Raw genomic sequence first — 12,033 nt, forward strand, 5'->3', positions numbered from 1 at the left:
GGTCGCGTGAAGGGAGGATGGGGCAGTGTGAAGTGGTGGTGAAGGGGGATAAAAAAACCGGCGCCAGGCGCCGGTGTTGCTGGCATCAGAGTGTCTTCAACCGGGCCGGCAGGGCGGCGAACACCTCCTCCCTGGCCCTGAGGGAAGCGAACTGCTTGCCCGGCTTCTGGATAACGGTGTGGACGAAGATGAGCGTCTTGTCCTGTTTGCTGGCCCAGCCGACGAACCAGCCGATCTGCTGCTCCCTGTCCAGGCTGCCATCCAGCAGCTTGGGGTAACCCATGCCGGTCTTGCCGTGGATCTGCCAACCGTCGATGTCGGGCTGACGCATCAGGTTGGCGGTATGGCGCAGGGTCTTGGCGGAGACCGGCAGCTTGCCGCTCACCATTTTCCCAAGGAAGCGGGCTTGCTCCTGGGGGCTGATGGCGAGGCTGGCGCTGAGCCAGGCCTGGGTCAGACCGTCGTGCTTGCCCGGGTTGCCTTCGAGATCCCGGTTGCCGTAGTCGAAGCTGTCCACGTAGTGCTGGAAGCGAGCCTCTCCCAGCCACTCGGTGAGGCGCTGCGAGTACCAGATGACCGAGAATTGCATCCAGCTGCTCGGGGTGGTGGTCTGTTTCCACTCCGGCAGGAAATCAGGATCACCGGCCTTGAACGGCAGGGCCGGCAGTTGTTCATCCACCAGAAAGCCGCTGTCATAGCCCATCAGTGCCAGCGGGATCTTGAAGGTGGAGGCCGGGGTCAACTGTGCGGCACAGTCCCCCTGGGTGCTGACGGGTTTGCCGGTGCCATCGGCAAACAGCATGCAGCCAGAAGCGGCGCTGGCAGGCAGTGCACAGAAGAGGCCGGCGGCAAGCAGACCGGACAACAGCATACGGGGCATATCTATCTCCTTGATTAATATGAATGCGCATCGACGGGGACGGTCGTCATCGAGGAGGTGCAGCTTAGCCCGGCTCTGTGTGCTTGGTGTGAAGTGTCCTCAGTTGCCGGGCAGCCAGAGTGTGGCCAGCACCCCCCCGCCCGGCTGATTGGCAAGAGCAAGATGGCCGCCATGCTGGCGTGCCACCTCCATGGCAAAACTGAGCCCGAGGCCGCTGCTTTTTCCCTTGTCTGGCCTTGGCAGGGAGTAGAAACGCTCGAAAATCCTGGGCAGCGCAAAGTCGGGAATGCCTGGACCCTGATCCCGCACCCGGAAGCAGTAACCCCCCTCCTCCATGGCGCCGCTCAGCACCAGGGTGCTGCCGGCGGGGGCGAAATCGAGGGCGTTGTCCAGCAGGTTGCCAAGGGCCTGCTCCACCAGCAGGGGATCCCACTTCTGCTTCTGACCTTCCCCCAGCTCGGCGTGCAGGGAGATCTGGCGGCGCTGGGCCTGGATCTGGCGGGCGTCGAGCACCCGTCTGCCCAGCCGGGCAGGCTCGACGGATTGTCTGTCCAGCCCCTGCCCTGATTCGAGGCGGGCGAGTTGCAGCATGCGCTCGATCAGCTGCTGCATGCGGGCCGTCTCCAGATTGATGTTGCCGATAAAGCGCTTTGCGATGTCCGGCGGCGGCGCCTCGGCCAGGATCTCCCCCGCCCCGCGAATGGCCGCCAGCGGGCTTTTGAGCTCGTGGGTCAGGCTGTGGACATAGGCCTCGATATAGGCCTTGCCGTCCAGTTGGCGGCGCATGGTCTCCAGGGAGTGGCCTAGCCTGTCCAGTTCGGGGCTGTAGAGGCGCGGCAGGCTGGCGGGCTGACCCTGGCTGATTGCATCTGCATAGTGCACCAGCTTGCCGATGGCGCGGTTGAGCCACCACACCAGCAAGGCGCCGATGAGCAGCGAGATGAACAGCAGCAGGGCCGCCCCTTTCAGCAACTGGTCTTCGCTGCGCTCTATCATGGGCTGCAGGGTGCTGTTGGGCTTGGCGACGGTGAGGGAGCCGAGGATGTCATCCCCTTCCCGCAGCGGGGCGGCCACGTGCATCACCGAGCTGGCGGGATCGTCGGGGTCGCTGCGGGTGCTGCGGGCGCCATATTCGCCACGCAGGGTCAGGTAGACGTCGTTCCAGCGCGAGTAGTCCTTGCCCAGATCCACCCCGTCCGAGTCGTAGACCACCCTGCCTTTTGCGTCGGTCACATAGATGCGGTACTCCGCCTGCTGCTTGAGGTGGCCATCGATGAGGGCATTGATGGGACTCTGGTTGAGGCGGGCGAAGGCGCTGGCCAGCCGGCCATTCGCCATCTTGCCTTCCTGCATGTCGTCCAGGGCCAGGGGGGCCAGCATCTGGGCCATGTCCACCAGGGTATCTTCGGTGGCGCTGCGTACCCCGGGCTTGATCTCCTCGACGAAGATCTCCAGCACGAACCAGGCGGCCAGGGCGAAGATCAGCACCAGGCCGCACAGCAGTTGCAATCCGATTCTCATCTCATCCCCCTGCCGATGCCCGGCCACCCCGAGTTCATGCCAGCTCCAGACTGTAGCCCAGCCCGCGGTGGGTCAGGATCAGGTTGGCGTCAGGGTCCCGCTCCCGCAGCTTGGCCCGCAGAGTCTTGATGTGGGTATCGACGGTGCGATCCAGACTCTCTTCCGCATCCTGCCACACCAGATCCATCAGCTGCTGGCGGGAGTAGACCCGACCCGGCGCCAGCATCAGGGTCTTGAGCAGCAGGTACTCATAGCGGGTGAGCGTCAGGGGCTGGCCCAGGAAGCAGATTCGTGCCCGCTCCTCGTCCAGGGCGAGTGGCTGTATCGGCTGGGAGGGGGCGGGCTGACTGCGGCGCAGGATGACCCGCACCCGGGCGCACACCTCACGGGGCGAGAAGGGTTTGGCCACGTAGTCGTCTGCCCCTATCTCCAGCCCGATCAGCCTGTCTATCTCCTCGCTGCGAGCGGTGAGAAACATCAGGGGAATATCGGTCAGTGCCCGCACCCGCTTGCACAGTTCGAAACCGCTGATGTCCGGCAGCCCCACATCCAGGATCAAAAAATCCGGTCGCGTCTGTTCCAGTCGCGCCAGCAACGGCTGACCGAGGGGGAACCACTCCACCTCGAAACCATCGGTCTGCAGGGCATAGATCAGGGTATCGGCAATGCTGGCTTCATCTTCCACCAGCCAGATGAGTCGTTTTTGCATGGCGTCCTCGTCGCAAATCGGCTCCTCATTCTGGCATCGAACCAAATCGGATCCTATTTGCCGTTTGATTTTTCCCGAAAAGGCATTAATATTTCGCCATTCTTTCGAATCGAAACTTATAAATGACCAAACGCAACACACAGCAGCGCCGTCACACCATAGTGAGTCTGGTGCAGGAGCAGGGGGAAGTCAGCGTCGATGCCCTGGCCAAACACTTCGCCACTTCCGAGGTGACCATCCGCAAAGATCTGGCGGTACTGGAGACCGGTGGCCTGTTGCTGCGTCGCTACGGCGGTGCCGTTCCCCTCCCCAGCGAGATGGTGGTGGACAGCAACCCGGAACAAGTTTCGAATCGAAAGCTGGCCATTGCCCGCGCCGCCGCCGAGCGGATCCGCGATCACAACCGCGTCATCATCGACAGCGGCAGCACCACCAGCGCCATGATCCCCATGCTGGGCAACAAGCGCGGCCTCATCGTCATGACCAACTCCCTCAATGTGGCCGGCGCCCTGCGCGAGCTGGAAAACGAGCCCACCCTGCTGATGACTGGCGGGACCTGGGATCCCCATTCCGAATCCTTCCAGGGGCAGGTGGCGGAGCAGGTGCTGCGCTCCTATGACTTCGACCAGCTCTTCATCGGCGCCGACGGCATCGACCCGGAGCGGGGCACCACCACCTTCAACGAGCTGGTGGGCCTCTCCCGGGTCATGGCCGAAGTGTCACGGGAGGTCATCGTCATGGTGGAGTCGGAAAAGATCGGCCGAAAGATCCCCAATCTCGAGCTGCCCTGGTCCGGCATCCATACCCTGGTGACCGACGAGGGGCTGAGCAATGCGGCCAGAGAACAGATTCAGGCCAGGGGGATCACGTTGATTTGCGCTCCCGTGGCCGTGTGATTTGAACAAACCATTATCCAACCGAATTAACGTCTTACGTTTCAAGGAGAAGTCTATGTGTGGCATCGTCGGGGCCGTCGCCCAACGTGATGTGGCTGAAATCCTGGTAGAGGGCCTGCGCCGTCTGGAATACCGTGGCTACGATTCGGCCGGTGTCGCCGTGTTCAGCGCCAACCAGCCGCTGCAGCGGGTGCGTCGCCTCGGCAAAGTGGCCGAACTGGCCAAGGCACTGGAAGAGCAGTCCGTCCACGGTGGTACCGGCATTGCCCACACCCGCTGGGCTACCCATGGCGAGCCGTCCGAGCGCAATGCTCACCCCCATGTCTCCGAGCATATCGTAGTGGTGCACAACGGCATCATCGAGAACCACGAAGAGCTGCGGGAAGAGTTGAAGGCGCTGGGCTATGTGTTCAGCTCCGACACCGACACCGAAGTGATTGCCCACCTGGTGCACCACGAGCTGAAATCCGCCCCCAGCCTGCTGGCGGCCATGCAGGTCGCGGTGAAGCAGCTGCGCGGCGCCTACGGCACCGTGGTGATGGACAGCCGTGACGACAGCCGCGTGGTGGTGGCCCGCTCCGGCTCCCCCCTGGTGATCGGCCGCGGCATCGGCGAGAACTTCATCGCTTCCGACCAGATGGCCCTGCTGCCGGTGACCCGCCGCTTCATCTTCCTGGAAGAGGGCGATGTGGCCGAAGTGACCCGCCGCGACGTGCACATCTTCGATACCCACGGCGAGGCCGTGATGCGCGAGGAGCTGGAGTCCGAGCTCTCCCACGATGCCGGTGACAAGGGCGAATACCGACACTACATGCTCAAGGAGATCTACGAGCAGCCCAAGGCCATCACCAACACCCTGGAAGGCCGCCTGGGCAGTGATCACGTGGTGGTCGAGTCCTTCGGCAACGGCGCCCGCGCCATTTTCGACAAGGTCGAGCACGTCCAGATCGTCGCCTGCGGCACCTCCTACAACTCCGGCATGGTGGCCCGCTACTGGTTTGAAGAGATCGCCGGCGTCTCCTGCGACGTGGAGATCGCCTCCGAATTCCGCTACCGCAAGTCGGTGGTACGCCCCAACAGCCTGCTGGTGACCCTGTCCCAGAGCGGAGAAACCGCCGATACCCTGGCAGCCCTGCGTCTGGCCAAGGAATCTGGTTACATGAGCTCCCTGGCCATCTGCAACGTACCGGGCTCCTCCCTGGTGCGCGAATCCGACCTGGCCTTCATGACCCGGGCTGGTGCCGAGATCGGGGTGGCGTCCACCAAGGCGTTCACCACCCAGCTGGCCGGTCTGCTGATGCTGGTGGCCTCCGTCGGTCACTGCCGTGGCAACCTGAGCGCCGCCGCCGAGGCCGAACTGGTCAAGGCGCTGCAAGCCCTGCCTGTGCGTATCAAGGAGAGCTTGGCCCTGGCCAAGCAGATCGAGACTCTGGCCGAAGAGTTTGCCGACAAGCACCACAGCCTGTTCCTCGGTCGTGGCAGCCAGTACCCCATCGCCATGGAAGGGGCGCTCAAACTCAAGGAGATCTCCTACATCCACGCCGAGGCCTATGCCGCCGGTGAGTTGAAGCATGGCCCGCTGGCGCTGATCGATGCCGAGATGCCCATCATCGTCGTGGCGCCGAACAACGATCTGCTGGAGAAGCTCAAGTCCAACGTGGAAGAGGTGCGTGCCCGTGGCGGTATCCTCTATGTGTTCGCCGATGCGGACGCCGGTTTCAAGAGCGACGAGACCATGCGGGTGATGAGCCTGAACCACGTGGAAGAGATGATCGCGCCGATCGTCTATACCGTGCCGTTGCAGCTGCTCTCCTACCACGTCGCCCTCATCAAGGGCACCGACGTGGATCAGCCGCGCAACCTGGCCAAATCCGTGACTGTGGAATAAGCCGTCGCCGGAAATGAAAAAAGAGCCGCACTGCGGCTCTTTTTGTTTTGGCAAAACAGGCTATGACAGCCGCAGGTTGGTGATGGTCACGTCGTCCAGGGAAGGCACAATGATGCCGCTGGAGATGCTCTTGGCGATCGCCTGGTTGCGGTTGCGCGAGTCCGTCTTGTTGGTGACCTGATTGAGGTGGAAGTTCACGGTCCGCTCGCTGATGCCGAGGATGGTGGCGATCTCCCAGGAGGTCTTGCCCTCGCTGGCCCAGAACAGGCACTCCTTCTCCCGATCCGACAGCTCGGCCAGGTATTTCATCAGGTCTGGTCTGGCCTTGATGAGGGTCAGGGCCGAGTTGAAGATGTAGCTGGCACAGAATGACAGCAGGGGAACGTTTTCAAACATCAGATCGGAATTGGACTTCTCCTTGCTGATGAAAGAGAGGATGCCGTGTTCCCCCTGAGGTGTGTGCAGCGGGAAGGAGACGCCGTTCCTCACCCCGAAGTCGGCGGCGAGGTTCATCACCTCCCTGCTGGCGCTGGGCAACCAGGGGGCATCGCAATCGAGCTTGTTCCAGAAGATGGGCTGGGTCTGCTTCAGTCCCAGGAAGACGACCGGATCCTGGGTCAGGTAGTGCCGTTCCGAATAGGCATCAAACCAGCTGGTGGGGCAGTTGTTGAACAAGGCCACATGGGATTTCTGCATACTGATGGGGAAAATAATCAGCAAACGGAAGTAATCAAACCCCATCTGATGACTGAAGCGCTCCAGTTGTTGCTGGATCTCGCTGGTCTTCTTCGCCTTGGTGAACCGATCTATGTGTTCCCAGATCGCATCGTTAAACATGTAAGTCTCCTTTTTCGATCACTTATCTTGCTGATCGAAAAGACATTTTTTAGTTATTTAAAATGGTGTTGCGACTACCAACGCCAGTTATTCCCGTACTTGTCTAAAAAGTATCCTGTTTTTTCGGCCAGAGGCCAAGAAAATCATCTGATTGCCAGTGACCCTACTCTTTGAGACAATGAGAATAGTTATCATTGTTAAGATTTATATCATGAACAAGTTTTGGGGTCTGGCCTTGTTACCCATGGCCGTTCATTGCGTCGTGTCCGCCGACGAAGTGGTTGCGCCAGCATTGAAGAACAGTATCGCCGACGGGAAAGCCTCCCAGCTGCGTGTGGAGAAAGCCGCCGATGGAGCCGTCGCCGCCAGGATTGAGCTGCAAAATGCCCAACTGCAACTGCGGGATCTGGAAGCCTACAACCGCTACATGCAGTCTCTGGTGGCCGATCAGCAAAACGAGCTGGGCAAGCTGAACCAGCAGTTGGAGGCGGTACAGGAGACCAGACAGGGGCTTGTCCCCCTGATGCTGCAGATGCAAGCCGATCTGGAACAGCTGGTACAGGATGACATCCCGCTGCGCAGGGAGGATCGTCTGGCGCGGGTTGCTGCCTTGAAAGCGACGCTGGCCAGAGCCGATGTGAGCGAGGCGGAGAAGTTCCGCCAGCTATTGCAGGCCTATCAGATTGAAGCCGAATACGGCAGCAGGCTGGACCATTATTCCGCCGAGCTGGTGCTGGATGGCGCACCGCGCCGGGTCGACGTGCTGGCACTGGGCCGGGTCTCCCTGCTGGCGATGACCGCCGATCGCTCCCAGGCGTGGCGCTGGTCTGCCGAGCACAAGCAGTGGCAAGCCCTCGACGGCCAGTGGATCTCCCCCATCGCCGAGGCGTTGGAAATGGCTGCCGACAAGAAGGTTCCCCAGTTGTTGAATGTCCCCCTTTCCGTCAGCCGTGGTCAGGAGGCCCAGTCATGAGCGTCACCATGAAGTGGTTACCCCTTGCCCTCGCGCTCTCTCTGGGCACCACAGCCGCCGTGGCCGAGGAAGCCTGGCAGCAGCAGGAACAGGCCCGTGAGCAGAAGGCTCAGCAGGATCTGGCATCTGTCTCCAGGGAGCTGAGCAGTGCCCGTGCCAAGCTGGCCGAGGCCCAGCGCCTGAGCAAGGAGCTGGCCAGTCAGTTCGCGGCCAATGAAAAGCAGCTGGTGGAGCTCAATACCCAGTGGGAGCAAGCCTCCGGCGACATGAACGACATCTTTGCGGTCACCCGTCAGGGCGCCAGCGATGCGGTCAAGTTGCTGAGCGAATCCGCCGTCGAGGGCCAGTATCCTGATCGTCTCGCCCCGCTGAAAACCATGGCACAGGATAAACAGGTGCCTGATCGCGCCGCCCTTGCCCTGCTGCCAGCCACCTTGCTGCAGGAGATCCGCGAATCGGGCCGGGTTGCCCAGTTCAACGGCAAGGTGCTCGATGCCCAGGGCGTTGCCAGCGAGCAGACGTTGACCCGGATCGGCAGCTTCGCCCTGCTGGGCGATGCGGGTTTCTTGCAACCGGAGGCCGAAGGCCTGAGTCCGGTGCTGGGCCTGCCAGGCAGCGTGCTTTCCGCTGTGGCCGCTTATCAGGGTCAGGAGGGAGAAGCGTTGCCGCTGGATCCCTCCCACGGTGTTCTGCTCGATATGCTGGCCCAGGCGCCCACCTTCTGGCAGCAAGTCCAGCAGGGCGGCCAGGTCGGCGCCATCATCGTGCTGCTGGCAGCCATCGGCCTGGGGATCGCTGGAGTACGGCTGTGGAGCCTCTCTCGCGAACTGGGTCGGGTTCGTCGCCAGCTCAAGAGCGGTGAATATCATGCCGACAACGCCCTCGGCCGGGTGCTGACGGTGGCTGACAAGCATCCAGAACTGAGCATGGAGACCCTCGAACTGCGTCTGGATGAGGCGATCCTGCAGGAGACCCCTCGCCTGGAGCGCGGCATCGGCATGGTTAAGGTGATCGCGGCCATCGCCCCCATGCTGGGTCTGCTCGGGACAGTGACCGGTATGATCGGCACCTTCCAGGCCATCACCCAGTTCGGTACCGGCGATCCCAAGATCATGGCGGGCGGTATCTCCATGGCCCTGGTCACCACGGTGCAGGGTCTGGTAGCGGCCATTCCGCTGATCCTGGCCCACAGCCTGTTGCAGTCCCGTTTCACCGAGCTCTCCAACGTGCTGGAACAGCAGGTGGCCGGGATCCTGGCCGAGCGGGCCGAAAGCAATGGTGACAGGGTGGAGCGGGTAGCATGATGCTCGACATCTGGCAGCAGTTGCAGAGCTTCATGGGCCGTGGCGGCCCGGTGCTCTGGGTCATTCTGGCCTTGCTGGTGCTGATGTGGATTCTGATGATCGAGCGGCTGCTCTACCTCAACCTGGGGTTTGCACCGTTGCAGCGTGAGCTGCTGGGCCGCTGGCAGGCGCGTCGCGAGCGTCACAGCTGGCACGCTCGCGCGATTCGCGGGCGCTGGCTGGCAGAAGTGGAGCTGGCGCTCAACCGTCATCTGATCTTCATCCGCACCCTGGTGGTGCTCTGCCCCATGCTGGGGTTGCTGGGTACAGTGACCGGCATGATAGGCGTATTCGATGCGCTGGCTGCGGCCAACCGCTTTAATCCGGAGAGCATGGCGGGCGGGATCTCCCGCGCCACCATCCCCACCATGGCAGGCATGGTGGTGGCCCTCTCCGGCGTGTTGTTACTGAGCCGGCTCGAGAGTCAGGCCAAGCGTGCGCTGGCCAAGACCCGGGACGGCCTGCGAGAAGAGAAGGTAATGCAATGAGACGGCAATCCAAACGCCAGCGCGATGAAGTGCAGATCGACATGACCCCCATGCTGGATATCGTCTTCATCATGCTGATCTTCTTCATCGTGACCACCTCCTTCGTGCGCGAAGCCGGGCTTGAGGTACACAGACCCCAGGCCAGCCAGGCCAAGGCGCAGAAATCGTCCAGCATCATGCTGGCGATCGGCGCTCAGGGGCAGGTCTTCCTCGACCGCAAACAGGTGGATGTGGAGCGGGTGCAGGCCACCCTCGCCCGACTATTGGCGGAGCAGCCCGAGGCAAGCCTGGTGATCCAGGCCGATGAACGGGTACCCCACGGCAAGGTGGTGCGGGTGATGGATGAAGCCAAGGCGGCAGGCATCGCCAACATCGCCGTGGCGGTGGCACCGAAATGAAACACAAGTTGATGAGCCTGGGACTGGGGATCGCCCTCAGTCTGGGCATCCTGTTGTTCATGGCCACCCTGGTGGAGCCGCCCGGAGGGGAGAAGGCGACCACAGAGCAGAAATCCATCGTCATCAACATGCAGAACGAGGTGACCGAGGTACAGGTGCGTGAGCGGCCGGTACCCCAGGAGCCGGAACCCTTGCCGGAGCCGCCTGCCGCGCTGGCTTCGACACCGCTGCCCATGCCGGCGGCGGCCCCGTTGCCTTCGGTACAGCCGAGCCTGGATCTGGTCTCGACCCTGAGTGCGGTACAGGTCTTTGCCCCTGGCGTGGCGACCAGTCCCACTCCGGTCGCGAGCGGCAATTTCCATGGTCAGCAGCAGGGCGCTGGAATCGGTGCCAGCGACCTCTTGATGCCACTGCAACGGGTTGAGCCTGTTTATCCCTACCGGGCCCAGCAGGCCGGCATCGAGGGGTCCGTGACCTTGCGTTTCAGCGTCGATGCCGACGGCCGGGTACAGGATGTGGAGGTGGTCGAGGCCAAGCCGAAGCGCCAGTTCGAGCGAGCGGCCATTCAGGCGATCAACAAGTGGCGCTATCAGCCTAGGCCGGGCGCCACCGACAAGCTGGTGCAAGTCATCACGCTCAAATTCAAATTGGAGTCATAACCATGTTGCGGATCTGGATCTGTCTGCTGGCCCTGGTCAGCCAAGCCTGTCTGGCGATGGAGGTGAGCCCTCATTTCTCCCGCCAGCTGGAGCCCGTGATGAAGCTCTATCAATCCGGCCAGTGGCAACAGGCCCAGAGCAAGGCGGCTGTGCTCAAACCCGGTTCCGAGGCTGAGCACGCCTGGCTGGCTCAGTTACAGGCGTCTCTGGCCGCCAACCTGCAGCAGACCGCACAGGCGAGTCGCTACGTGGAGCAGGCTCTTGCCTATAAAGAGTGGCCAGAGCAGCAACGACTTCAGTTGTTGCGTCTGCGCGGGGATATCCAGGCCCAGCAATCCAACTGGTCCGGCGCCATCGCCAGCTACAAGGCCGCATTGGCCATCAAGGCTGACGATGCCTTGCGTCTGCGCTTGGCTGGCCTCTATTACCACAACAAGCAGTACGGCGAGGCAGCCAGCCAGAGTGAACAACTGTTGAAGAAAAGCTGGCAGAAGCAGGCAGCCATCATCCGCCTCTCCGCCCTCACTGCATTGCAGCGTTACGGCGTGGCTGCGGATCAGGCCGAAGAGTTGATCCGCCGCGAGCCGAAAGAGAGCAAGTGGTGGCAGCAGGCGGTGTCGCTCAATCTCTCCGCCAAGCGTGGTGATCGAGCGCTTGCACTGCTGCAAACCGCCATCGACCGTCAACTGATGGATGATGCCGCCGCCCGCAACCAGCTGATCCGCCTGTATGCCTGGCAGGGGCTGCCCTATCGCGGTGCGCGTCTGCTGGAGTCTGCCATGGCCAAGGGACAGATGAAGCAGAGCGCAGAGAATCGCCAATTGCTGGCCCAGTTGTGGGAAGGGGCACGTGAGTGGCCGAAGGCTGTGGACAGCTGGCAACTGCTTGCCCGGGAACATGCTCACCCCAAGGCCGCCATGCGTGCCGCCGAACTGCTGCTGCAACAGGGCAAGACGGATGCCGCCATGACCCAGCTCGCGGCCATCAAGTCAGTGAAGGGAGAGCAGGGCAACAGAGCCAAGGCCCTGCTGGTGCAGGCACACCTCAATAAAGAACAATATGCTCAGGCGCTGGTGTTGGCTCGCGAGCTGCAACAGCAGAACAACTGGCAAGACAGGGCGACCAGCTGGGTCAACTACATTCAGGCCCAGACTGACGGTATGAACAAAAAATCGGCATGAAACTGGGGTAAACTCTCATTTCATGGGGTTTAGCCTGCTTTTTCAGCAAACGAGCGCATTTTTACAAAAAGCCCTTGTCATCGCGGCGCGGCTCCCTATAATGCGCCCCTACCAGCACGGCAGAACACGCCAATCTGATGAGCCAGCTTCCTAGCGAAGTGGGCGCCGAAAGAAAAGCGAAAACAACCGCTTGACTTTCGAAGTGAGGGGCGTAAGATGCGCCTCCTCAACGCGATAAGCGTGACGCTCTTTAACAATTT

Annotated in this window: 12 protein-coding genes; 8 read left to right on the top strand and 4 right to left on the bottom strand. The window is 61.9% G+C overall.

Going from position 1 to position 12,033, the window contains the following annotated elements; all coding sequences use genetic code 11:
- Positions 1-85 precede the first annotated feature (85 nt).
- The 3 genes from BGO64_RS10935 to blrA form a co-directional block, all read right to left on the bottom strand.
- A complete protein-coding gene (locus BGO64_RS10935; RefSeq protein WP_151027527.1) occupies positions 86-880 on the bottom strand; it encodes a class D beta-lactamase OXA-1161 in 795 nt (264 codons plus the stop codon).
- Between the two features lie 99 nt (positions 881-979).
- A complete protein-coding gene (gene blrB, locus BGO64_RS10940; protein WP_286700659.1) occupies positions 980-2,401 on the bottom strand; it encodes a beta-lactam sensor histidine kinase BlrB in 1,422 nt (473 codons plus the stop codon).
- A gap of 34 nt (positions 2,402-2,435) precedes the next feature.
- Positions 2,436-3,110: a beta-lactam response regulator transcription factor BlrA gene (gene blrA, locus BGO64_RS10945; protein WP_010672254.1), complete on the bottom strand. Its 675-nt coding sequence runs from the start codon at positions 3,108-3,110 to the stop codon at positions 2,436-2,438.
- Positions 3,111-3,232: 122 nt separating this feature from the next.
- On the opposite strand from blrA, the gene BGO64_RS10950 reads away from it, so the two are divergent.
- A complete protein-coding gene (locus BGO64_RS10950; protein WP_010672253.1) occupies positions 3,233-4,006 on the top strand; it encodes a DeoR/GlpR family DNA-binding transcription regulator in 774 nt (257 codons plus the stop codon).
- 55 nt (positions 4,007-4,061) lie between these two features.
- Positions 4,062-5,894 (top strand): glutamine--fructose-6-phosphate transaminase (isomerizing), encoded by a 1,833-nt coding sequence (gene glmS, locus BGO64_RS10955; protein ID WP_124244473.1) that lies wholly within the window; start codon positions 4,062-4,064, stop codon positions 5,892-5,894.
- A gap of 60 nt (positions 5,895-5,954) precedes the next feature.
- On the opposite strand, the gene BGO64_RS10960 is transcribed toward glmS, so the two are convergent.
- Positions 5,955-6,731, bottom strand: a complete 777-nt coding sequence (locus BGO64_RS10960; protein WP_010672236.1) for a LuxR family transcriptional regulator — start codon at positions 6,729-6,731, stop codon at positions 5,955-5,957.
- Between the two features lie 211 nt (positions 6,732-6,942).
- Here BGO64_RS10960 and BGO64_RS10965 point away from each other — a divergent pair, with 211 nt between their 5' ends.
- Genes BGO64_RS10965 through BGO64_RS10990 form a run of 6 tightly spaced genes read left to right on the top strand, consistent with a single transcriptional unit; the run spans position 6,943 to position 11,773 of the window.
- Positions 6,943-7,704 carry a DUF3450 domain-containing protein gene (locus BGO64_RS10965; protein ID WP_257710178.1) on the top strand — a complete coding sequence of 254 codons (762 nt, stop codon included), beginning with the start codon at positions 6,943-6,945 and terminating at the stop codon, positions 7,702-7,704.
- Positions 7,701-9,008 carry a MotA/TolQ/ExbB proton channel family protein gene (locus BGO64_RS10970; protein WP_275873062.1) on the top strand — a complete coding sequence of 436 codons (1,308 nt, stop codon included), beginning with the start codon at positions 7,701-7,703 and terminating at the stop codon, positions 9,006-9,008. Before BGO64_RS10965 ends, BGO64_RS10970 begins: the two co-directional genes overlap by 4 nt.
- Positions 9,005-9,535 (top strand): MotA/TolQ/ExbB proton channel family protein, encoded by a 531-nt coding sequence (locus tag BGO64_RS10975; RefSeq protein ID WP_010672233.1) that lies wholly within the window; start codon positions 9,005-9,007, stop codon positions 9,533-9,535. The genes BGO64_RS10970 and BGO64_RS10975 overlap by 4 nt, the downstream gene beginning before the upstream one ends.
- On the top strand, positions 9,532-9,933 hold the full coding sequence (locus tag BGO64_RS10980) for an ExbD/TolR family protein (RefSeq protein ID WP_286700660.1): 402 nt from the start codon (positions 9,532-9,534) through the stop codon (positions 9,931-9,933). Before BGO64_RS10975 ends, BGO64_RS10980 begins: the two co-directional genes overlap by 4 nt.
- Positions 9,930-10,592, top strand: coding sequence for an energy transducer TonB (locus tag BGO64_RS10985; protein WP_124244475.1), 663 nt, complete (start codon positions 9,930-9,932; stop codon positions 10,590-10,592). Before BGO64_RS10980 ends, BGO64_RS10985 begins: the two co-directional genes overlap by 4 nt.
- A 2-nt stretch (positions 10,593-10,594) precedes the next feature.
- Positions 10,595-11,773 carry a tetratricopeptide repeat protein gene (locus BGO64_RS10990; protein ID WP_226043565.1) on the top strand — a complete coding sequence of 393 codons (1,179 nt, stop codon included), beginning with the start codon at positions 10,595-10,597 and terminating at the stop codon, positions 11,771-11,773.
- Positions 11,774-12,033 lie beyond the last annotated feature (260 nt).

The organism is Aeromonas sp. 62-46, assembly GCF_001898585.1.
Classification (GTDB): Bacteria; Pseudomonadota; Gammaproteobacteria; order Enterobacterales; family Aeromonadaceae; genus Aeromonas; species Aeromonas caviae.